Here is a 23,239-nt window from a genome sequence, read left to right on the forward strand (position 1 = left end):
CCCTCCATTAGGAAGCTCTCCGATCTACAGGGCTCCCGACTCCCTCATTCACAGCTGCATTTGTCCTTTTGTGCAGATAAGTGGAAACCAAAGCCAGGTATAAGAAGAACATGTCATTAATAATTACAGATAAAAAAGCCATTTGAAGCAGCAGTCCGATGAACGTCAGGAATAGATAGGGGCGTTCTTTGTACACCTTTTTCTGAACCAGCTGATAGAATAGTAGAAGAATAAACAGAAGATACAGGAACATCCCCGCCAGCCCGGACTCTGATAATATATCCAGAAATGTATTATGGACAGATAAGGATTCCCCGTACTCGTACGCATTGTAGTCCGGAAAGTTAAAGGCGCCGATCCCTGTTACGATATGATCCTCAAAATACCCCCACGCTTTTCCCCATAATTCAAAACGTCCGCTTCCGCCATCTTCGCCGAAATCTTCCATGCGGGATTCCAGGATTCCATACAAATCGAATTTGAAGTAAATGACGAGCACGTAAGAGAGAAATGCCATGGACAATCCCGCACCAAGGACCATCTTCAACTGCTTCAGCGGATGATGGATGATCCCGTAAATCAGGAACAGGACAAGCATGACCAGCAGGCCCCCGCGCGAGAACGTGAGGAGATTCGCCGTAATGCACAGCATTAAACCCGTTTTATTAAGCAGACCTCTCGGATTACACAAATAGAAAGCAAAAAAGAGCGTATTATAAAAGACAAAGAAATTGGGATCCTGCAGCAGACCGATCAAACGAGGGTAATCCCGATCAATCATTAAGCCATAGACGGTAATCCTCTCTCCTTCCCTGTCAAAATTGAACCCGGCTTTCTGCATGCCGGCCACATAGAAGAGAAGGCTGCATAGGTTGAAGATGACACCTGTCCAAGCCAATCCTTTATGGACCGCCCCTGTCTGCGCCCGCCCCAGCATGGATTTCATAATGAAATAACATACAAGGTAGATCAATATGCCGACAGATATTCTCACACTGGACATCGGATATAAAGCAAATACTCCGGAAAAGGCATAGCACAGATAAAAACAGAAGAGAGCACTTTCAAAAAGCTGCACCGGGTACAAACGGAAGAATTTCAAGGAAAAAACCAGATATAAAAAACAGAAAAGCATGTAAGGTTTCAAGGCGAATCCTATATACAAATAAAAGTTTGCAAACGTGACAAAGAGAATGAGGAAGAATACGGTTTTCACATGTCCTCTGGCAGGCTGCGTCAGATTATGATCCATGATTCACTTCCTCTTTCATCCTTCTTTTTGTATATCGATTCCATACCTTTCCGCCCACCTTGATCAGCTTGGAGCGAAGGTCAGCATCCATCACAGGCAGTGCCATGACAAGAAGAAGATGAATGGCTGCGTTGAAAAATGACGGGAAAGCCAGCTGTTCCAAAACAACCAGCGTGACGATGAAGTAGGAAAGATACGGAAAGATAGACTTTTTCAATAAGACCATGCGAACCGGTGAACAAATCCAGAATCCCATTAAAGCCGCAACCTCGATACTCACGCCGGCCCATGCGGCTCCTGTCACACCAAAGGAAAGGCTTAAACCGGTATATAAACCGGCCCCGATAATAACGGCCGTCAATTGTACAACCGTCCTCGATGTCTGCTTTTCCATCGTTGTTAATCCATCGGCAACCGCTATATTCACCGCCTGTACCGTGAGCATCAGCGACATGATCTTCAGCGGAGTGGCGGCTCCGGCCCATTCCGGACCAAAAAGAAGCTCGATGATGAACGGGGATAGATAAAAAAAGGGAATGGTCATCATCATCCCGGCAAGACTCATAATCTTAACCTGAGTGACATGCAGATGCAGGTGTTCCCCCAGGTTATTCCTTTGATACGCTTTGAATAACACCGGATAATAAGCCCCCGCTACAATGAACGGGACCTGCTGCAGAGCCTGTGGAATCCGGTAGGCGACAGCGAACAAACCGACGGCAGCGAGCGGAATCGTCTTTTCCAAAAGGATCGGCCCCAGGTGGGGAAGCATAACGAACAACAATCCTCCCAGGGTAAAGGCCCCTAAGTTCTTCATCAATCCTTTGTGGAAAGGCAGCGTAAAACGAATCGTTACATGCTTGATAACGAGAAGGACGCTCAGCAGTCCAGCCGATAAATAAGAGGCGCCGTAAAGCGCCGTCATCCAGAGAGGCGGCAGTTCCAAAAAGATTCCCACAGTCATGGAGGTCACCAGACAAAAGGCAGAAGTCATCCGGATCACACCACTCATATGCATTTTCTCTCTCATTTGAAAGAACGTCGTTCCGATGCTCTGCATAGCTAAACCGCTCACCATAGGGAGAATCAAAACGACCGCAGTAACCAGCAGCTCCGTATGATCCCTGTTCATGAAATAAATCAACGTAAGACCAAGGACAAACGTAAGGAACAACAGAAGGATCCGCAGCTTGATAAAAGAGGTCACCAGAACATTCTGATCCACTTTTTCTTTTGCTCCTTCACGAAGGACCACACCGCTTAAACCAGCATCTGTGAAGTATCCCATGATCATGGCGAAAGCAAGAGTCACACTAAACAATCCATAGTGATAGGCTTGAAGATAGGAAGCAAGGACGACAAGGGCGCCGGCATTCAGCAGGCTCGATAGAATGGTACTGTAAAAGAGGTGTGCAATGTTGGCCATAATGGAATTTTTCTTTTTGTTCACGGCCCTTCCTCCTCTCTTATCTATCCGCCTGTCTGTAAAATCACACCAAACACCTGATTCCCTGCTTTCTCTATTTCCTTCCTCGTTAACAGGAGGTCAGCTGTTTTCGTTTTTCCGGTCTTCGCCGTAATAATCACACCATCACACTCGTGAACGACCAGCTGGGCATCCGCGGAGGACCTGTACGATGGGGCATGGTAAATCACTAAATCGAAATGCTTCCGGCATTCAGCTGCTGTCCTTTTCACCTCTTCAAGGAGCAGCACATCCTGCAGACCATATCTGCCGTTCCCTGCCATCAGAGTGTAAAGGCCGGGTTGGAAAGTATCCTGTATCAACCCGCCTGCTTTTTTACCACCGTAGACCGCCTCGGCCCATCCGGAGCGGTTGCTTTCCCCAAACCATCGGTGAATACTCGGTTTCCCCGTATCCATATCGACAAGGAGAACCTTTTTCCCCTGCTCAGCCATCGCCATGGACAATTTGACGGCAAGCAGTGATTTTTTCACTTTATCATCAGCTGAAGTCACCATGATGTTGACGGTGTCTTTCCCCATGAAGTGTTGAACACGCAGCTGGATCATCCGAATTTGTTCGGTACTGACATAGCGCTCATCCAACACAGCCTTAGAGAGGTTCTTCGCGTTTTTATCACCTGCTTTAAACACTCATTTCACCTCTTTTCTCTTTCTCTTCGTCCACGACTCTCAGCGGCTCTTTCCCTCTATGTTTCTTATGGATTTTTCTTCCCGGCAGCTTTTTCCTGAGATTCACCTCACCGAGACTCCTGACTCCTATCTCCTTCTCTATTTGAGCAGCCGATTGGACCGATCCATCCAGATGGTCTTTCACGACTGCTCCTCCAATACCCGCCAGCAAACCAACGACAAGTCCGATCGCTAAATTAACGAACCGGCTGCCGACCTCTTCCCCGCGGTTTTCACCGGAAGACTCATTGAGGACGAGGATATCTTTCACTTCAAACAAATCATTCATCTTCTGAACGGTGGTCAAGGCCGTATAGTTTGCTATTTTACTAACCTCTTCCGGATCCTCGCCTCTCACAAGAATACTGACAACCTGAGAGTCCTGGGAATTCTTCACAACAATCTGTTCTTTCAATTCATCATACGGAATATTGAATTCCCGGCTGACGGCATTCAGAACATTCGGACTTTGGACGATGTCGATCGTCGAAGCAAGAAGCATGCTCAAATCCTTGGATTCTCCGTATTCCGAGTCTTCCTTATTCAATTTCCCTACAACAAGGTTTTCCACCGATTCGTACGTGGGCTTCATAACGAAAAATGTAACCGCACAGGCTAAAAGAAACAAGCAGCTGCTCACCAGAATAACCGTCACGATCCGGCGCTTAAGAACAGCAAGGAAACGTTTAATATCCATGTTTTCTTCCATAATGACCTCCACCAGAAAAAGATATGTCGTTTTAGTCCCTATCCTTTATACCTTTGGTTTCTCCTCCTTCACTATCGTGATCTCAGAAACAGCGCGTCCCCGCCTGCCTTTTCCCTACTTTCATTCGATAACGAACTTTTTGTTCTCTATTAAGAATACTTGGCTTGATTATAATTCATTCTTTATAATTTATAAATCGGCAAATTCTTTTAAAAATTCCTAATTAAACGGATATACCTGCTCTTTACTGTTTATATCTTCCATTATCTCTGTTTTTGTTCTTTAATGAGAACAAAAACAGAAAAACACCTGCTCATCCCATCAAGGGAGGACCAGGTGATCTCTTACCGTATGTTTTATTACTCATAGATGTTTTCCGTGCCATCATCCAGGAAATAGGTGGCATCTAAATTCGTCCTGATTGTATTCCCGCTCGATTGATCGGTCAGGGTTAACGGCTGATTGCTGGAAAGCAGTTGAACATCCCAGATCATGCCTTGAAAATAGTTGTTCGTTCCCGACACGATCATGATCGACTCCGTTTTCTCAGTCGGCTGGATCTGCATATTGGTGAACTGGTTGCCGGATACCTCATTAGGAACGGTTACAGCTCCTTCCATAACGATACATTCCACACAATCTTCCAGCGTCATATCCGTAAACCGGTTTCCGTTTACAAAGTTAGGTTCTCCATCAGAAGGCGCTGCTGTTAAGTGAATGCCCCGGTTGAATCCCACAATGGTGATTGAATCAAAATCCACAAAACTCACATACTCATTCGTTTGATCCGCGGCGATTTGAATTCCTGTCCCAAGATTTTCACCGCTTGTATTGATAAGAGTCATCCCTTGCACCTGCGTAGTCTCCCATGACCAGAACTGCTCTTCTCCATCCAGCCTAATGACGTTGGAACGGAAGGAAGGATCCGAAATTTCTATGACTCCATTGATCATCGAAGCATTCTTCTCCAACGTAAAAACCGTAAAATCCCCCACAACTTCAACGACGGTATTCCGACCAAACTCTATCTCGACTCCCTGCTTCACAACCACCTCATCCGCTACTCTGTAACGCTCTGCACCTGTCACTTTCACAGTACCGATGTTATGCTCAGCACTGTAATCGACAGCTTTTTGAATCGCCCCAGCATCATCGTTTTCATCTCCGGCGACAGCTCCAAAATCTGCTGCATTTACGAACCCTTCTCTTTCATGATCCGCAGAGCCGGAGAATATGTACATCATCGCCAAATAAACGACAACCGTCGTAATAAATGAAAGACCGACAACCATAAGAACCGTTTTCTTATTCAAATGACTCCTCCTCCAGGCAGAACTGATATCCATTATTCGATAATTCTCGCTTCAGGAATAAAATTCCTTCCAAAGAAACGCAACCTTTTTATAAATGAGCATTCTTTCGTTTATAATGAAACAATCCCGACTACGTTTTGAAAGGAATCCTTGATATGCAGCCAAAATGGAAACAACTCATCACCCTCATCCGCACCACCCAGCCACCCAGGCTGTTATTCAGCATCGGAATAGGGCTCAGTCTCCTGACTACGATTGCCAGCCTTGCCATCCCCCTGCTTGCCAGCCGGCTGATCGACAACTTTGATGTCAGTGAGCTGAGTACAGCCGTCATCATCGGCATCATTGCTGCCTTCTTTATCCAGGCTGTGGCCGGCGGCGTCTCGGTTTATGTACTGGCTAAAGTGGGGCAGCACATCATTGCTTCGCTTCGGGAGCGATTGTGGAAAAAACTGCTGGTGCTCCCCGTCAGTTATTATGATGAACATGAAACCGGGGATGCGGTCAGCCGGATGACCAACGATACGGGTGTCATAAAAAATTTGATTACCGAGCATTTCACCGGCTTTATTACAGGTGTGATTTCCGTCGTTGGCGCTGTCATTATTTTGTTTTACCTGGACTGGCCTCTGACCCTTGTCATGTTTTCCATTATTCCGTTATCCCTGCTGTTTCTGATCCCTGTCGGACGGAAAATGGCCGAAATATCACGGAACCTGCAGGCAGAGACCGCCGGGTTTTCCGCCCACCTCACGCGGGTGATTTCTGAAATCAGGCTTGTGAAAGCATCGAACGCAGAGACGATGGAATGGGACAATGGACGGAGGGATATCCGGAAGCTGTACCGCCTCGGCGTACGTGAAGGGGTCATTCAGGCTTTGATGTCTCCTCTCGTGTCCTCCTTGATTATCGTCGTTCTCGTTTTAATCATCGGATTCGGAGGCATTCGGGTGAGTTCCGGAGCCATGACAGCCGGCGAACTGGCAGCCTTTTTCATCTACCTGTTCCAGATCATCATGCCGATTACCCAGATGGTCGTATTTGTGACCCAGTTTCAAAAAACGATCGGGGCGACAGAAAAAGTACTGACCATTCTTCATATGGATGAGGAGGAGCTTGAACAAGGGAAAGCAGCCGTTCCTGACCACCAGGCTTTGTCGATCCAACATATTTCCTTTCACTATCAGCCGGATGAACCGATCTTGAAGGACGTGTCCTTCACTGCTGAAAAAGGACAGGTGACAGCGGTCGTCGGCCCAAGTGGAAGCGGGAAAACAACGATGTTCTCGTTAATTGAGCAATTTTACAAGCCTGTGTCCGGTCAGATCTCATATGGAAACGAATCGATCAGCCGCTATGCTTTGAAATCGTGGCGGAAAAAACTCGGCTATGTCTCCCAGGACAGCCCGATCTACGCAGGCACCATCATGGAGAACCTTACTTACGGCCTTGAGGGCGAAGTGCCGAGAGACAGAGTTATTCAGGCCGCTGAAATGGCGTATGCCCACCCGTTTATCAATGAACTGGCTCATGGATATGAAACGGAAGTCGGAGAACGGGGGATCAAATTGTCCGGAGGGCAGCGGCAGCGGATTGCTATCGCCCGCGCCCTGCTCAGGGATCCGGAGATTCTGATGCTTGATGAAGCCACCTCCAGCCTGGATAGTCAGTCAGAAGTTGTCGTTCAGCACGCATTGAAGAATTTGATGAAGGGCCGGACAACGCTTGTCATTGCGCACCGGTTATCGACTATTGTTGATGCCGACCGTATTGTCTTTCTGGAAAAAGGCGAAGTCACAGGTGTCGGCAGTCACGAGGAGCTTTTCGCCACACACGCTCTTTATCAGGATTTCGCCCGCCAGCAGCTGCGGATTGAAGGATAGTTCTCAGCAGTATTGTTTAGATATTGGTTTCAACTCTTCCTTCCCAAGTTTGCTGAGACCTTACCGGCGGCAGACACCATGAGTAAAGTTCAAAAAAACAGATGGTATGGATTAAAGTATTCCATACCATCTGCTTTTTTGAAATTCTCACTCTTTTCAGATGAGACGCCGTTAATTCCACGATGGGCATTCGATGGTGACACCATCGGCCTCCTTGAAGGGATTCTTTTATTAAGATTGATATTCTTGAATTTGTGAACGGACTTTATTGACTTCATCATCGGAAACCAGCAGATAATAAATGCCGTCTATTCTTGTACCACTTCCGGTCATCTGATAGGTTGTCATGTTCTTGCGGGCACTGCCGTAATTCAACATCAGGTCCTTCATAACCGTAAATTCCATATTGGTCGTGACATTCCCACCAAGCACATCAAGCATGTCCCCGATTTTATTCACGGATCCGAAGCTTGCTCCTTTTTCAATCACACCTTGGATGACATCGCGCTGACGTTCGTTACGTCCAGCATCCCCTTGAGGATCCTCATATCTCATGCGGACGTACCCGAGGGTCTCTTCGCCATTCAGGTTCAGTTCCCCCTTTTTATAGTGGTAGCCGTTGCTCCCCTGCCAGTCAAGGGAGTTCTGGACAGTAATGCCGCCGACAGCATCCACCATTTCAGCAAGGCCTTCCATATTCATCCGAACATAATAATCCAGATCGATGTCGAGGAAATTCTCCACGGTCTGAATCGCCATATCCGTCCCGCCAAAAGCGTAGGCGTGGTTGATTTTATCCTGTTCGCCATTATGACTGGACTCCCCCACCATCTCTGTTCGTGTATCTCTTGGAATACTGACGATCTGACTCCGGTTGTTATCCGGATCAAGGGAGAGCACCATTAAAGCGTCGGACCGGCCGGAGTCATTGGACCGTTCATCCACTCCAAGCAGGAGAATATTCAAGGGCTCTTTATCCTGGACTTTCTTTTCCGTCAGTTCATGATCAATGGAAGCGACTTCCTCGTTCATTTTTTTGTCGACCGTCGCTTTGGCACCATTATAGACCGTAAACAGATAAATCCCCCCGGCTGCGATGAGGATACTAACAAACAGCAGGGGAATCTTCCACCAACGGCCTCTCTTTTTCTTTTTTTCTTGTAAGCGGCTCATTCTCGTTCCTCCAATTTTTTCAAACAATCTAACAACCATTATATAAAAAATCTACCAATTATGACAATTGATTTTTGTATAAAACTTCCGCTTTCCACCGAAACTGACAGCTATAGGAGTTGATCTTATGGTTAAAAAAATGACGGTGATTCTTCTTCCCCTTCTATATATGGCTGTCATATGGCTGCAGTCCAGCTACCCGATTGCAGTAGTGAAAGAGTGGATCCTGATATGGCTGTAACCTTAGGGGCATGTCTTGAAGCCATGCATTTGATAGAGTTCGCCCTGTTATATGGGTTGATCATCACAGCTTTGTGCGTTCATGGGAAATTGACCCAAGGGACAAGTGTCGCTGCCGGTATATTCAGCATGATGTACGGGGTCGTAGATGAGTGCCACCAATGGTTCACTCCCGGCCGGTCCTTTTCCTGGATCGACATCGCTAAAGACTGGACCGGTGTCCTTATCATGATGGCCGTGGTCCACGGGAAGCTGCAGTTGTCCTCGTTCCATAAAAAAAGACCGCGCAGGGAAGCGCGGTCTTCCTAACATTCAATTGATCCTTTTAGCACCGTAATATTTAGGAGCCCAGTAGCTGTTGGTATGCATATTCGTGACTCTCACACCATCCGACAACGTCACATGGACCACCTGGCCGTTTCCGATATAAACCGAAGGATTCAAGTAGCTGCCCTGGAAGAAGACGATATCTCCAGGCTGTAAATCTTCCTTCGATACTTCCGTTCCTTCATTCCACTGATCACCAGCATAGCGTGGAAGAGAAATTCCAGCTCCCTGCTTGAAGGCGTATTGAACGAAGCCTGCCGTATCAAATCCTTCCGGTGTCGTGCCTCCGGATTGGTAGGGCACCTCTCCAATGAACTGGGTCGCTGCTGAGACGACCGGATGCTCCTTCGGTATCTGCAGACCGTCAAACCGTTTTACACCGGTGAATTTGTCCTGCCAGTAGGATTCAGACAAATAGGAAATCGTCACCTGCTCCGAACGGGACGCATGAATGAACTGCCCGTCCCCGACGTAAATCCCATTATGAGAAATCCCTTCTCTGTACGTATCACTGAAAAAGACGACGTCCCCCGGCTGAATATCAGCGAGGGCTACGTCTTCACCGACCTGCCACTGCTGATCGGTGGAGCGAGGCAGGAAGATCTGCCGTGCTTTTTCAAAGACATGCCGCGTGAAAGCGGAGCAGTCGAAGCCTGTTTCCGGCGATTCTCCACCAAAGACATAAGGGACGCCTAAGTATTTCAATGCTTCTGCTACAATGTCGTGGTCCTCAGCAATTTTCGGAGCTTCTGTAATTCTGCGGGCTTCCATGAAGTTCCCGCTCCAATAGCTGCTCCCTTCAAAAGCCGTAACCTTCACACCACTCGACAAGGTAGGATGGACGATTTGATCACGCCCGGCATAAACCGCCGCGTGGGAAGGCGTACTTCCATCCTTACTGAAGAAAAGGATATCCCCTTCCTGAAGGGCTTCCCTGTCCACAGATTCTCCCATACCGATCTGCTGGGATAACGTCCGCGGCATATCAAAATCCAGCACTTGCTGAATGACATACTGTACAAATCCCGAACTGTCGAAACCATCCGGCTGCTCTCCTCCATAGACATAGGGCGCCCCTACATGCGTTAAGGCTTCCACTGCAACAGGATGGGAAGCTGAAACCGAAGCCCCGTCCGGTTCCGCATTCACCCGGACCGCCTTTGTATACCGGGAAGACCAATAGCTGCTGTTTTCGTAATTGATCTTCTCAATTCCTTTTGATGCAGAGGCATGGATCATCGTCTGATCTCCCGCATACAGACCCACGTGCGTCACCCCGCTGGTTTCATCCTTACTGAAGAAAAGCAGGTCTCCGGCTTTAAGCTCACTCTTCTGGACAGCTGTCCCGGACGCAGCTTGATCACTGACCGTCCTCGGTAGATCCATTTGAATGGCTTCCTGATAGACATACTGACTGAACCCTGAGCTGTCGAACCCTTCGGAAGGAGATTCACCTCCGTATTGATAAGGAACACCCACATGCTTTTCAGCTTCTTCTACAATGGACGACACAGCGGCATAGACAGGCTTTTCACCTAATAAAACCGTACAAACCATCAACATCAGCACACCATAATAAAATCCTCTCACCATCACTTCTCCTCTGTTCGATAGTATGTAATCAAAAAAATAAGACTGCAGTCCTAATATCGGACGGCAGTCTTCATTTGTTTACATTATTCGCTGTCTTTCACCTGCCAGGCTCCATCACGACGGTCATCCTTACCGCCGTACATGGTGTTGTTGACTTCATCAACCACAAGCGCCTGCACTCCGCCGTAATAGAAAGCAGAGTCTTCGAGGTATACGGTATATCCTCGTTCTTCCAGTTCCTGCCTTACAGCAGGGTCGAAATCTTCTTCTACAAAGATGTTGTCATCCTCGATGTAAAAACGTGGAGATGCAATGGCCTCTTCTATCGGCTCATTGAATAAGATATTCCTGGTCAGCACCTGTGTCAGCACCTGCGGGATCCGTTTTCCTCCAGGCGTACCGATGCCGATTTTTTTCTCATCATTGGTTAAAATCATCGGCGACGTAAAACTGCGCGGGCGTTTTCCAGGCTCTTTATCATTCGGTTTCAACCCGTTCATACTGAAGTTCCGCATCGTATCATTCAGGAAGATTCCGGCAACATTTTTACCAGATCCGAAGAAGTTACTCAAGGAGTGAGTAGCTGTCACAACCATCCCGTCTTTATCCACAATGACGAAGTGGGTCGTGTTATCATCATCTTCGATATCGGCAATGGAATCATCCACTTCATAGTTTTCCGATAGTTTATCCATGGAAATCGTGGAGGCCATTTCCTCGGAATATTCCTTGGTCATGATTTTATCCGTTTCAATGTTATGAAATTCCGGATCGGCAATTTCACTTAACCGGTCGTCATACGTACGCTTGGAAATCTCTCCGATTAAATGGATGAAATCCGAAGAGGTTCCCTGTGAGCTTTCTATATCGAGCATTTCAGCCATCTGCAGCGACTGAATAGTCGTCGGCCCTGCAAGGGGAGGCGGAGAAGCAAACACATCAAACCCGGCAAACTCTCCCTGGACCGGTTCATTCTCTACGACTTCATATTCGCCGAAATCGCTGACTTCCACGCCATTGACTTCTGCGGCAATCTGCTCCGCAATTTCGCCGGAATAAAGAACGGAAGATCCCTGCTCCTGGATTTTACGAAGCGTTTCTGCAAGTTCCGGCTGTTTGAGGGTCTGGTTCGGCCCGACAGGCTGTCCCTCAGGGTAAAAGTTCTGAAGCTGGCTCATGTTCATCCGGTAGGCCGCTCCCTGGAGGCGGTCGGTCAAATGCTTATCCGTTTTAAAACCGTCTTCGGCATATTGGACAGCAGGGTCAATCAACTCCGCTATGTCTGTCGTTCCATAGTCTTCATGGATGGCTTCCATACCTTTAACCGTACCTGGAATGGCAAAGTTGTACTGCGGATCGCCACCGGAAGGCGGGGCGATTTCTTTATAGTTATAACTTTTCGGAGTTTCCTCGCCACTTGGAAGAACGAGCATCTCTCCACCGCCCCCGATACCTGAGCCATACGGTTCCACCACACCGAGGGTATAGGTAACCGCAACAGCTGCATCGACTGCATTTCCTCCATTCTCCATAACTTCCATACCGACCTGAACCGCAAGCGGGTGGGTCGAACTGACCCCGTAGCCATTTGTCGTTTCAATCGGGTCTGTTGTCTCCACTTCGTAATCCACTTCATCACTCTCGAATTTCCCCTGGCTGTAGTAAACGATACCTACTCCTACAACCACAATGATAAAGAGGGTAATAAATAACCCTTTATTCTCCATCCATCCCGACGCACCTTTCATCCTAATGAGTCATTCAAAGGTTTATAGTATTCGTAAATCACTGATTCTTTATGTCTGTATAACATTTTCATAAATTCATATTATTTTCAGAACGGTTTCTATTATATGATAAAATCTTACAAACAACAAACGCACTATGCTTTCGAAAAAGAGCACATTCCTAAGAATGTGCTCCAAAATCATGACCCAAGCTTATACTTTTCATAATACTGCTCGCGGTTCTGCTCCCAGTCGGTCAACGTCGTTTGATAGACCTGGTCACCGGAATCATTATACACGCGTACAATACTTCCATCGCTTGTGACGGCAAAATTATTTTCTTCAGCAGTTTCGGTCTGCGGCTGTTCCGTCTGGACGCTTTCCATGCCGGCACTTGTTTCGGCTGATGCCGTCAATGATTCGGTCTGTTCTTCTGCAGCTGCCTCCGCTTCCTGCTGGAATACATCAATCTGGTACGCCTCTGAAGCAGACAATGTTTCCAGCTGCTTATACTCCGTCATAAAAAACATAGCTCCGATCAACAAAACAAATGGAAACACCGATTTAACTACTTTCATCTTCATACGCACTCCTTTTTAAATGTAAGAACGCCTGTATAGATTTACCGGCGGTTATTTTTCTGCTCTAAAATGGAAGAATGATCCACTTCTATTGTTAATCTGCCGTTCTCCTCTGTGAAGTTTTCCTCCGGCTCTCCACGAGTCAACTGCAGAAAGATTTTCTTCTGGTTATAAAGATTGGTCGTTAAGGCCGGTCTCGCTTCCCTGATCCTCATAGGCAGGATTTCGAAGCGGCCTGTACCATCATTCATCAAGTTGTAATTGACCAGCGCGCTGTCACGCGTTCTGGACCACCCCTGGTCAAAAATAAAGTTTCCGAGACTGTAAAAAATCACAGAGTCCTTATAGACTTCCACAGGGGACAGAACGTGTGGGTGGTGGCCGATAATGACATCTGCGCCTGCATCCACAATCGCCTCCGCCAATTTCCGCTGCCTCGGGTGAGGCTCGTTATCGTACTCGGCTCCCCAGTGGATGTGGACAAAGACCATATCCGCGTTTTCACTCGCCTCCTGTACCAGAGGGAGGAATTGTTCAGGGTCTGCATCTGCAACCCCAGCCCGGAATTGAAGAGCCTCTGAGCCGGATACAGGCACATCAGAAAACCCAAGGGTCGCTACGTTCAAACCCTTGATTTCCTGATAATCAATCTCCTGTGCTTCTTCAATGTTCTGACCTGCACCAACATAAGGAAGGCCGGCTTCATCAAGGGATGCCATCGTTTCAATCATCCCCTGCTCCCCGAAGTCCATCGTGTGGTTGTTGGCGAGGTTGACATTCGTGAAGTTCATCCTGGCCAGTGATTGGACAGGCGAAGCATCTGAACTTAAATGAATGGACTTTTCGAGCTTCTGGTAATTCTCTTCCTCCTGAAGGGTAACAGCATTCTCAAAGTTTCCTGTCACATAATCAGAATTCTGGAAATATGGGGCTACATTTTCGAAAAGAAAGTCGGTCCCTTCATTTTCTGTAACCTCCAGCACGTGCCTGCCAAACATCATATCGCCGACGAATGAAGCACTAAAAGCAGAATCTTCCTTGGATTCGGCTTCCGGGACTGGCTGGGTGTAAAACATTTCAAATCCCGCAATAAACAGGAAAGTCACGACCAAAGCAATGAATACATGCTTCGGGGTGGCCTTTTTATCACGTTTAATTCTCTTCAGCAGTTTTTCTTTGAAATCTAATTGTTTAGACATGTGATATCCACCTTAAATCAGGTAATAAACCGTCATGATCAAGAAAGTCAGACCGCTCAGCAGCAATGTACTTGCTGTTGTCACAACTAAGCCCTGCTTCTGCATCGTATTAGCGATCAACCCTGGTACAATAACTCCGATGCCGCGGAACTCCATAATTTCAAATGGAACAACCGGATAAAGGAAATCAAACAGCAGCTTGAGTACAATCCCTACACTCAGCATCGCCGCAAACTTTCTGCGTCCGTACAAAATCGTAAACTTCGAGACTCCAAATGTAACAATGACATACGTGAGTAAACTGATAAAAAAGACAACCGCAATAAAAATCGGCTGGTCAAAGACCAGGGCCAGATAGCCCGGTACAACAAGGCCTGCGGGCAGGACACCCGTTTTCTCAGCAAAAATCAAGCTTAAAATGATCCCTAACACAAGGGATATATATAAATCCGAACCAAACATTTCCTTCGTTTCCCCCTCGTCAGCTGACGCTTGTTTGAATCTTATAATCCTGCATTCGTTCAATCATCGGTTCTGCAGCTCCGTGAATATTTCCGACTCCATAAATCACGCGGTCTGTGAACATTTCCGATAAGACATCCATAATCTGTTCCGTCGTCTTTCCTTCTAAATCAAGCAGGGTTTCCACTTTGATTTTCCCTTCGTTCACCGCTGTAACGATCGGTTCGGTCGTCTCCCCGATCAACACGAGCGTATCTGTAGGAATGTAAGGAAGAACGTCACGGGCGAACTGTTCCGTACGATCGACACGATCCTCCCGGCAGTTCATGACGACAATCGGATTTTCTGTCGGATATCCGAGAAATTCCACTCGTTTCCAAATATTAATTGTGGAAACCGCGTCATTCGCCGCAAAACCATTGACAAAGTAAGAAGGTTTTTCTTGATCTCCCATAGGAAGGATTCTCATAGCTCCCGGGTCCGGCTGAGCGTTCAGCATTCCTTTATAGGCGGTTTCCTCATCAATGCCGAGGGCTTGTGCGACGCCTAATGCTAACGAAGCGTTTTCAGGAAATACCATATATTCAAATTGCAGTAAAAACGAATCGGAAATTCTGCTGTTATCCGCAACAATCACCTCGGTGTTTCGTTTCTCTGCAATCTCTTTAAACATTTCTACATACGGACTTTCTGACACAATCAAATGACCGTTGTATGGAATTGTAGCGGTAAAGGACTCGGCCACTTCCTCCAATGTCGGTCCCAGCACATCCATGTGGTCTTCCAGAACGTTTACAATGACTCCGATATTGGCCTGGAGCATTTTTTCCTGGAACGTGATCTGGTAATCAGGATTGACAGCCATGCACTCACTGACAAGGGCTTCCGCACCTCGGTCGGCGGCTTCCTTCACAACCATTCTCTGCTCCCTGATGTTCGGGCCTTCCGGACGCCGCTTGATCGGCTGTTCTTCCGGCGTATCCCAGAAAATCATCCGCGCAGACGTTCCTGTTGTTTTTCCAATCGTTTTATAACCTGCTTCTTTCACAATCCCTGTAACAAGACGTGTCACTGTGGATTTCCCACGTACACCGTTGATGTTGACGCGTATCGGCAGAGCATCGATGTTCTTTTTATGACGCTGCCATTCATAGATTCCAGCAGCAAGAACGATGATCAGCACAATAGGGATCAGTAGCATATGTGCTCACTTCCTCTTAAACATATTTCTTCAATAGACTAGATAATTATAGAATAAGCCTCATCGTTCGACAATACTTTTATCATGGACAGCGGAAAATATAATGGTAGTTTAACAATTTTTGTTCATTATAGTCCTATGTACCTAATCGTAGAAGACACAACTCATAAACTACCAAAATCCTTCCAATTTGTAAACAGAAGGCCACCATTCCATCGAAATTTCTTTATTCTATCAATTCCCGACAGAAAAAAAGAACCTTATCCCATAAAGGACAAGGTTCTTTATCATTCTTATTTTAACGCAGGCTTTCGAAGTAGGCATCCGACCATTGGAGCAATTGGAGAATGTCTTCCCTTTCCTCTTCGAATGCGTTATTTGGGTCTTTGTATGTGTCTTCAATCCGTTCATTCGTATTCATGTTCAATATTCGTGCATCGAAGCGGCTGTTCTGGGCGATGTAAAAGGTTCCATTATTAAAGAAGGAGCTTGTTGGAACATAGTAGCGCATGCCGAGCAGGTTATTCTCGTAATGAAGCAGGTTATGTCCAAAGTACAGGGACTCCGGCTCCACGCCCAGCAGATTCAGCAGCGTCGGCATCATATCGATCTGCCCGCCGGTATGATCATTCGTTCCGATCAGATCTTTTTCGCCTGGAACACCCACGATGAATGGAATATTAAAACGGTTCAACAGCGAATACCTCTCACCCAGGAAATCCGCAAGAAGGTCCTGGTCCTCTGATTCCAGCAGTTTACCGTGAAGCCCAGAGTGGTCCCCGTAAAGGGCAATGACCGACTCTTCCCAGAGACCGCGGTCTTTTAAGTCCTGAAAGAATTCCCCAAGGGCCTTATCCGCATAGTGAACGGACTGGAGATAGTTCCCTGTTAACGTTCCTTCGTAATCAGAAGGGAGATCCAGGCCTTCTTTGTCATCAGGCATTTCAAATGGGGTATGGCTCGTTAAAGACAGCACATGAGCATAGAACTTGTCATACTCCTCATTGATTTCATCGATTGCACCCATCGAACGGTGATAAAACCAGCCATCCGACGGCCCGAAGCCAACCATATCTTTCTCACCGTAGAACTTATCGTCGTAATAATCATCAAATCCAAGGGCGGGATAAAGTTCATCCCTGTTCCAGTACTCCACCTCGTCCGCATGCATCGTCACGGTATGATACGACTGCTCATCCAGCATTCTCGGCAGAGACGGAAGCTCCATGCCGCCGACTTGATCGGTGGTCGCTTTTTTACCTAATGGATAAAGAGATGTATTCACAAGGAATTCAGCATCTGATGTGTTGCCTGAACCAATCTGCTGATACACATCAGTGAAGTACATACTCTCATTCAGCCATTCATTAATATTCGGTGTAATTTCCTGCCCATCAATCGACTCACCGATGACGAAGTCCTGCAGCGATTCAATCTGGACGACAATCAAATTCCGGTCTTCCGCCACCCCGAAATGTTCATGCCCGCTCATCGGGGTATAGGAATTGCCCTTCAATTCCTCGATTTTCTGCTGGGTCACATTCTGATCCTCCCCGGAAAAGGCGAAGGCTTTTTCACTGTTGGTCTGGTCCTGGTAATACTGAACAAACTGTGTAGTAAACAATCCGTTTTCCTTTGCAAACAGCGCGCTGTCAAGAATAGGTTCCCCTTTGTTCATTTGGAAGTTGAATATGGCAATGACAAGCCCTGCAATAAGAAAGACAGACATAGCAAAGTTGGAGGTCCGTTTCGCCGGGTACGTCCATTTCCTGCCCACAATCCAAATGACAGCAAGCAGAAGCAGATCTGCGAGAAATAGAAAATCAGTGCCATTGACGAGCAGCCACATGCTTTCATTGACACTTCCAACCTGGTTCAGCTGGGACAAGTCATAATATGTAGGCACGGTGCCGAAATATCGTTCATAAATCAACATGCCGATAAACAGAAGCGACAAGAACAAATCAAGAACCGTATAAGCGATGACTTTCCCCCGTTTAAAGACAAGCTCAATGAGAGCCATAAAGATCAGGATGAATGAAGCATCATACCAGATCCCTGCCCAAATGCTCGTATCCTGAAGCAGAAGATACCTCAGTATAATAAACTTGAAGGAAATCATTATAAAAAAGTAAAAGAAATAGCTTTTTAGTAAATGTTTTATCGAATCTTTCATATGAACACCTCTCTATTATTCTACCCAAATGTAAAGTTTATGTAAACTTCTTGTAAATAAGGTAGAATCATGCCGCTGCAACAGCATGAATTAAAAAGATGGTTGAACAAATCGTGCTGCTCTTTATGATTTCCATATTTCCGCCAGCTTTTTTATATGAGCGGGCGTCGTTCTGCAGCAGCCACCAATAAGCCTTGCCCCATACTCGTACCAGATGCTGGACTGCTCATGAAAATCAAGACGGCTGGTGGATCCATGCCACGTTTTCGTTTCCGGATTATAATCTTCCCCTGAGTTTGGATAGACGATGAGCGGCTTGGTCGAATAGCGCCCCAGCTCTTGTAAAGCCTCAGCCGCATGCTCCAGCGGCGCACAGTTCACCCCGACCGCTGCCACCTGCCTGCTGCCCTCCAATGCTTCAGCGACCTCCTTAAGCGGAGTTCCTTCACTGATGGATTGACCATCCTTTAATGTAAAGGAAATCCATGCAGTGGCGGACGGATACTCCTGCAAAATAGAACCAATCACCTTTGCTTCCTGTAGAGAAGGCAGCGTTTCAACCGCTAAAACGTCAGCACCGGCTTCAACAAGCGCCTGTATCCTTGGTTGATGAAAATCATATAAAACCTGATCCGTGACGCCGTAATGACCGGTATATTCCGAGCCATCCGCTAAATAAGCACCATAGGGTCCGACAGAAGCGGCTGTAAGCGGCCTCGGCCTCTCTGGATTCTCCTTCCACACTACATCCCGTGCTTCACCGGCCAGGGTAACCGTTTTTCGAATAAGAGCGACCGCCTCTTCTTCCGATAACCCTCGTTTAGCGAAACCATCAATGGTCGCCTGGTAACTGGCGGTGATACTGATGTCTGCTCCAGCCCTGTAGTAGGAGGCATGGACAGCTTTGATCGCTTCCGGTTTTTCCAATAACACTTTCGCGGACCATAAAGGATCATCAAGGTCACATCCGTAGGATTCCAGTTCTGTTGCCAGAGCTCCATCCAGGAGAACAACCGATTGTTTTTCCAGGAGGGCTTCAATGGGATTGGATCGATTTTGTTTGTTGGACATGCTTTATTCCCCTTTTCTTTTTCATAGATTCTCTCACATAATAAGCCGCATAGCAGAAGGCGATGAATGGAACTCCGCAGTACAAGGCGATCCGCTGGGCCGGATCAAAAGCGATGCCGATGCAGGAGGCCAGGCATAGAAGGAATGCCGCAATCGGAACCACCGGGTACCACGGAGCTTTGTAGGATAAGTCACCATCCTCTCCTCCTGCACGCCGGTGCGCCCGACGGAAAAGGAAGTGCGAAGCGCTGATGCTCATCCAGACGACCACAACCGCCAGCCCTGAGATCGATACCAGAACGATATAAACCGTATCCGGGGCAATGACACTGGAAAGCAGCGCCAGACCGCCGCCAAGCATACTGAAGAGGATCGCTGTCAAGGGAACTCCCTTTTTTGTCAGCTTCGCAAACACAGGTGAGATGGTTTCCTTGTCCGCGAGTGACCACAGCATCCGGGCCGATGCGTATAATCCGGAGTTGGCCGCGGAAAGGATAGCGGTTAATATGACAAAGTTCATGACATCAGCCGCATAAGGGATACCGATGCGGTCAAGGACAGCTACAAACGGACTTTCCACAACGCCCGCCGCCTCACTGGGAAGGAAGATGGATAGAATGACAATCGTTCCAATGAAGAAAATGATCAGCCGTGCCACTGTTGTCCGAATTGCCGTCGGTATGTTTTTTGCTGGATCCTTCGTTTCCCCTGCTGCAATCCCGATCAATTCTGTACCGGAAAAAGCAAAATTGACCGCAAGCATCGTCATGAAAATGGCTGTTATTCCATTTGGAAACAAGCCTTCACTCGTAAGATTTGAAAAGAAGGGCGCCGGTTCTGACCCCGGCATCTGCATCCACCCAAAGGCGGCCCCAAATCCGATGATGATAAAAAGGATAATGGCTGCCACTTTGACAGAGGAAAACCAAAATTCTGCCTCAGCAAAAAACTTCACGCTGAAGGCATTCAATCCAAAAATAAGAGCGGCAAACAACGCACTCCAAATCCACACACTTACATCGGGAAACCATCGCTGCATCAAGAGTCCGGCAGCAGTGAATTCCGACCCAAGAGCTACCGTCCACGTCAGCCAGTACAGCCATGCTACGGTAAAGCCTGTCCCCGGCCCTATGTAGTTATGAGCGTATGTATGAAAAGCCCCTGTTTCAGGGTTATGAACCGCCAGCTCTCCTAAGCAGAGCATAACCAGATACACGACCAAAGCACCGATCAAATAGGCTAGGATCGTCCCGAACGGGCCGGCCTGCTGGATGGTGTACCCTGAGCTTAAAAACAGCCCCGTACCGATAACTCCTCCCAGTGAAAGCATCACCAGGTGTCTCGTCTTCATTTCTCGTTTAAACTGATGTTCCATTCGTCTCCCCCCTTGTGATGGTGGGCAAACAATTAAAAAACGCACCCTTGAATGAGTGCGTCAACTGACAAATAATAGATGGAAGTCTCTTATCGATCAGGATTGTTCACCCGCTGGAATTAGCACAGTATCTTCACAGACCTGCTGCTGAGGCTTCCAAGGGCCAGTCCCTCCACCTCTCTGGATAAGATATTTTTTTATTACTCTACTAGTCTCAACCATAATTGTCAATTTATTTTCAATATTCTATCCTTCCTATCATCCAAATGAAAAGCCCCTGGTTCATAACCAGAGGCTTTTTACTAATGTGCTTATTTCTGTTCCAATTGTTCTGCCACTTCATCGCTGACAGCATTTGTTCCGCCAAGAACCTGGAAGTTGTTGATCTCAAGCTTTCCAATCGTTTCTTTCGTGGATTCCGGCAGCTCATCCGGCTTAACGAGAAGCATGGATGCTTTTTCTTTAGCAGCCAGAACAGACCCGGCCAATGCATCAGCAAAATTCTGACCGTTGGCTATAAAGGTCTTCCCTTCCTGGACACTCAGCTGTTCGGCAATGGCAGTGGCCGTTTCATAGCGTGTATGCCCGCTGTAACGGGACGCATCAGGAAGCATCGCTTCGACCTCTTCAGAAATCGCATTCGTTCCACCTACAACGATACTTTGATCGAAATCACCAAGAGCTGTTTTGGTGATGGATGGAAGCTCATCTGTTTTAGAAAGGAGAATCGGGTACCCTTCCTTCGCCGCATAAGGAGCCACAGCAAGAGCATCCGGATAGTTGAAGCCATCCGCTACAATGACATTTTCAGGATTTCCATCCAGACGGGCGGCAATATTGGCTGCTGTGTCAAAGCGGGTTTTCCCTGAAATCCGGTCTACATCGACACCCATTCCTGATAATTTGTACTTCACGTATTCAGAAACAGCACCGGTTCCACCAAGGATAATCGCTTTTTCAGCACCGAGGCGTTTGATTTCCGCAGCTACTTCGCTGTTCAGGTTTCCAGATTTAGTCAATAGAATCGGGGCATCTTCCTTATAGGCAAGAGGAGCACCGGCAAGAGCATCCGCAAACTCATCTCCACGTGCAATGACGACCGTATCGGCAGAATCCCAGCCTTTTTTGGAAATCTCAACGGCGGTTTGGTAACGATCCTCTCCGCTCACACGTTCCGTCGCTTTCTCAACGATGCGGGATTCTTCATCAGGAGAGACCGTGCCCTGCTCTTCCAGGTATTCATTGAACACTTCATAGTCTACAAAGAATAATTCTGTCATCTTCCCGGCATCTTTCGCTTCCTTGAATGTTTCATAACCGTCACCGCCATCAGCGATATACGCATTCGTCGCTACTGTGTATTCCTTGTCCATATCAAGCGCTTCATACCCGGCATCTGTTTTCACTTTCACATCGACGATGCGGTCTTCAGGTTCCATGGACCGGTCAAAGGTATACTTCAACCCTGATACGTGGGCAAAGCGTCCGGCTGTATTTTCAATATCGCTGACTGCGTTCTCAAGAGCGTCCCATATCTGTTCGCCGGTTAAATCAAGGGTTACGAGCGTATTGCCAAAAGGCATCGTCGTCAAGACTTCTCCCATGGAAATCGGTCCCTCATCAATGGAAGCACGAATTCCTCCACCGTTCTGAATGGCGATCGAAGTGGATGGGACTTTCTGTTTGGCTTTCGCCAGCATCCCGTCAGCAATCAGGTTCCCGAGATTGGTTTCTCCCGTACGAACATCTTCGCGCTCACCATTAAGGAAGACGTCGGAATCCCCGACAATCTCCTGTTTGAGTTCATCAAGAGGCTTCTCCAGTTCAGCAAGCAGTTCGGCTGCTTCTTCATCGGATTCATACACATATTCTTCGTTTTCATCTTTTTCATCAACATCAATGAGTTTTCCGTCCCATTCCGTAAGAACACCTTCATCATCGAAGGAAACTTCCAAATCACCGATGTATTTTCCGTATTCTTCTGCCTGGACGACAAGTGTCGGCTCACCCTCTTCGTTATAGACAAGCGGCTCCTCAAGCTTTGTATGGCTGTGAGATCCAACGACAACATCTACACCTTCCACTTTCTGAGCAAGCGTTTTGTCGTAGTTAACACCGAGGTGAGTCAGAGCGACGATCTTATCGACACCTTCTCCTTCAAGCATCTTCACTGTATCTTCAGCCTTTTGGAGGTAATTTTCGAAATCAATGGTGTCCCCGGGATTGGCAAGGAACTTCGTTTCTTCTGTCGTCAAACCGAATACCCCGACTTTTTCACCATCGACATCGATGACGGAAGCAGGATAGATATTTCCATTGTCCCCAGGCATGCCGATTTCATCGTTGAACAGTCCGTTCAAGCGCTCATCCTGACTGTAGTCAATGTTGGCACTGACGATCGGGAATTCGGCTTGATCAATAAAATCAGCAAACACAGACGGCCCGTCATCAAATTCATGGTTTCCTGGAACCATTGCATCATAATCGAGCATATTCATGAACTGGACGTCGGCAAGTCCTTTGTACTGATTGTAGAAAAGCGTACCTGAGAACACGTCCCCGGCGTCGAGAAGAATAGAGTTGTCACGGTCGGCACGGATCTGCTCGATGATCGTCACACGGCGCGGCACGTTCTCCAAGTGGGCATGCGTATCGTTCGTATGCATGATCGTTAAGTCAAAATCACCTTCCGCAGCTTTCACTTCCCCTCCGGGAATGGCCAGAGTCCCCAGCGCAATGGCACTTGTAACAGCGGCAGTAGCCAACACTTTCAGATTCAGGTTTTTCATTTTCTTCACTC

The 23,239-nt window shown here is 47.3% G+C and carries 17 protein-coding genes, 2 pseudogenes and 1 riboswitch; of the genes and pseudogenes, 2 read left to right on the forward strand and 17 right to left on the reverse strand.

Going from position 1 to position 23,239, the window contains the following annotated elements; all coding sequences use genetic code 11:
• Positions 1 to 7: 7 nt before the first annotated feature.
• From GLV97_RS00765 to GLV97_RS00785, 5 genes are all read right to left on the reverse strand, one after another.
• Positions 8 to 1,252, reverse strand: coding sequence for an O-antigen ligase family protein (locus GLV97_RS00765; protein WP_160888717.1), 1,245 nt, complete (start codon positions 1,250 to 1,252; stop codon positions 8 to 10).
• Complete coding sequence (locus GLV97_RS00770; RefSeq protein WP_160888718.1) at positions 1,242 to 2,702, reverse strand: oligosaccharide flippase family protein; 1,461 nt, start codon at positions 2,700 to 2,702, stop codon at positions 1,242 to 1,244. Before GLV97_RS00770 ends, GLV97_RS00765 begins: the two co-directional genes overlap by 11 nt.
• A 20-nt stretch (positions 2,703 to 2,722) precedes the next feature.
• The gene (locus GLV97_RS00775) at positions 2,723 to 3,370 is read right to left on the reverse strand and encodes a CpsD/CapB family tyrosine-protein kinase (protein WP_160888719.1); all 648 of its coding nucleotides are present in this window, start codon (positions 3,368 to 3,370) and stop codon (positions 2,723 to 2,725) included.
• Complete coding sequence (locus GLV97_RS00780; RefSeq protein WP_160888720.1) at positions 3,363 to 4,118, reverse strand: YveK family protein; 756 nt, start codon at positions 4,116 to 4,118, stop codon at positions 3,363 to 3,365. The genes GLV97_RS00775 and GLV97_RS00780 overlap by 8 nt, the downstream gene beginning before the upstream one ends.
• Positions 4,119 to 4,477: 359 nt before the next feature.
• Entirely contained in the window at positions 4,478 to 5,431 is a 954-nt protein-coding gene (locus tag GLV97_RS00785; protein ID WP_160888721.1) for a hypothetical protein, read from the reverse strand.
• Positions 5,432 to 5,586: 155 nt separating this feature from the next.
• On the opposite strand from GLV97_RS00785, the gene GLV97_RS00790 reads away from it, so the two are divergent.
• Entirely contained in the window at positions 5,587 to 7,314 is a 1,728-nt protein-coding gene (locus GLV97_RS00790; RefSeq protein WP_160888722.1) for an ABC transporter ATP-binding protein, read from the forward strand.
• A gap of 231 nt (positions 7,315 to 7,545) precedes the next feature.
• Here the strand turns inward: GLV97_RS00790 and GLV97_RS00795 are convergent, their stop codons facing one another.
• Positions 7,546 to 8,487, reverse strand: a complete 942-nt coding sequence (locus GLV97_RS00795; RefSeq protein ID WP_160888723.1) for an LCP family protein — start codon at positions 8,485 to 8,487, stop codon at positions 7,546 to 7,548.
• Between the two features lie 231 nt (positions 8,488 to 8,718).
• Between GLV97_RS00795 and GLV97_RS00800 the strand changes: the two genes are divergently transcribed.
• Positions 8,719 to 9,036: a VanZ family protein gene (locus GLV97_RS00800; RefSeq protein ID WP_160888724.1), complete on the forward strand. Its 318-nt coding sequence runs from the start codon at positions 8,719 to 8,721 to the stop codon at positions 9,034 to 9,036.
• A 3-nt stretch (positions 9,037 to 9,039) separates the two neighbouring features.
• On the opposite strand, the pseudogene GLV97_RS00805 reads toward GLV97_RS00800, so the two are convergent.
• From GLV97_RS00805 to GLV97_RS00850, 11 genes and pseudogenes are all read right to left on the reverse strand, one after another.
• Positions 9,040 to 10,164: pseudogene (locus tag GLV97_RS00805) on the reverse strand (C40 family peptidase); the annotation flags it as partial.
• A 51-nt stretch (positions 10,165 to 10,215) separates the two neighbouring features.
• Positions 10,216 to 10,647 (reverse strand): annotated as a pseudogene (locus GLV97_RS20305) (C40 family peptidase); the annotation flags it as partial.
• Between the two features lie 83 nt (positions 10,648 to 10,730).
• Complete coding sequence (locus tag GLV97_RS00810; RefSeq protein ID WP_160888725.1) at positions 10,731 to 12,374, reverse strand: gamma-glutamyltransferase family protein; 1,644 nt, start codon at positions 12,372 to 12,374, stop codon at positions 10,731 to 10,733.
• 200 nt (positions 12,375 to 12,574) lie between these two features.
• Positions 12,575 to 12,952 carry a hypothetical protein gene (locus GLV97_RS00815; protein WP_160837957.1) on the reverse strand — a complete coding sequence of 126 codons (378 nt, stop codon included), beginning with the start codon at positions 12,950 to 12,952 and terminating at the stop codon, positions 12,575 to 12,577.
• Between the two features lie 44 nt (positions 12,953 to 12,996).
• Positions 12,997 to 14,154: a CapA family protein gene (locus GLV97_RS00820; protein WP_160888726.1), complete on the reverse strand. Its 1,158-nt coding sequence runs from the start codon at positions 14,152 to 14,154 to the stop codon at positions 12,997 to 12,999.
• Positions 14,155 to 14,166: 12 nt separating this feature from the next.
• Positions 14,167 to 14,616 (reverse strand): poly-gamma-glutamate biosynthesis protein PgsC, encoded by a 450-nt coding sequence (gene pgsC / locus GLV97_RS00825; protein WP_160837953.1) that lies wholly within the window; start codon positions 14,614 to 14,616, stop codon positions 14,167 to 14,169.
• A 19-nt stretch (positions 14,617 to 14,635) separates the two neighbouring features.
• Entirely contained in the window at positions 14,636 to 15,817 is a 1,182-nt protein-coding gene (gene pgsB / locus GLV97_RS00830) for a poly-gamma-glutamate synthase PgsB (protein ID WP_160837951.1), read from the reverse strand.
• 298 nt (positions 15,818 to 16,115) lie between these two features.
• A complete protein-coding gene (locus GLV97_RS00835) occupies positions 16,116 to 17,993 on the reverse strand; it encodes an LTA synthase family protein (protein WP_160888727.1) in 1,878 nt (625 codons plus the stop codon).
• 123 nt (positions 17,994 to 18,116) lie between these two features.
• Entirely contained in the window at positions 18,117 to 19,064 is a 948-nt protein-coding gene (gene mmuM / locus GLV97_RS00840) for a homocysteine S-methyltransferase (RefSeq protein WP_160888728.1), read from the reverse strand.
• Positions 19,030 to 20,439 carry an S-methylmethionine permease gene (mmuP, locus tag GLV97_RS00845; RefSeq protein ID WP_160888729.1) on the reverse strand — a complete coding sequence of 470 codons (1,410 nt, stop codon included), beginning with the start codon at positions 20,437 to 20,439 and terminating at the stop codon, positions 19,030 to 19,032. The genes mmuM and mmuP overlap by 35 nt, the downstream gene beginning before the upstream one ends.
• 86 nt (positions 20,440 to 20,525) lie before the next feature.
• Positions 20,526 to 20,630: riboswitch (SAM riboswitch) on the reverse strand.
• A 120-nt stretch (positions 20,631 to 20,750) separates the two neighbouring features.
• The gene (locus tag GLV97_RS00850; protein WP_160888730.1) at positions 20,751 to 23,228 is read right to left on the reverse strand and encodes a cell wall-binding repeat-containing protein; all 2,478 of its coding nucleotides are present in this window, start codon (positions 23,226 to 23,228) and stop codon (positions 20,751 to 20,753) included.
• Positions 23,229 to 23,239 lie beyond the last annotated feature (11 nt).

It is taken from the genome of Halobacillus litoralis (genome assembly GCF_009856355.1).
GTDB lineage: Bacteria > Bacillota > Bacilli > Bacillales > Halobacillaceae > Halobacillus > Halobacillus litoralis_B.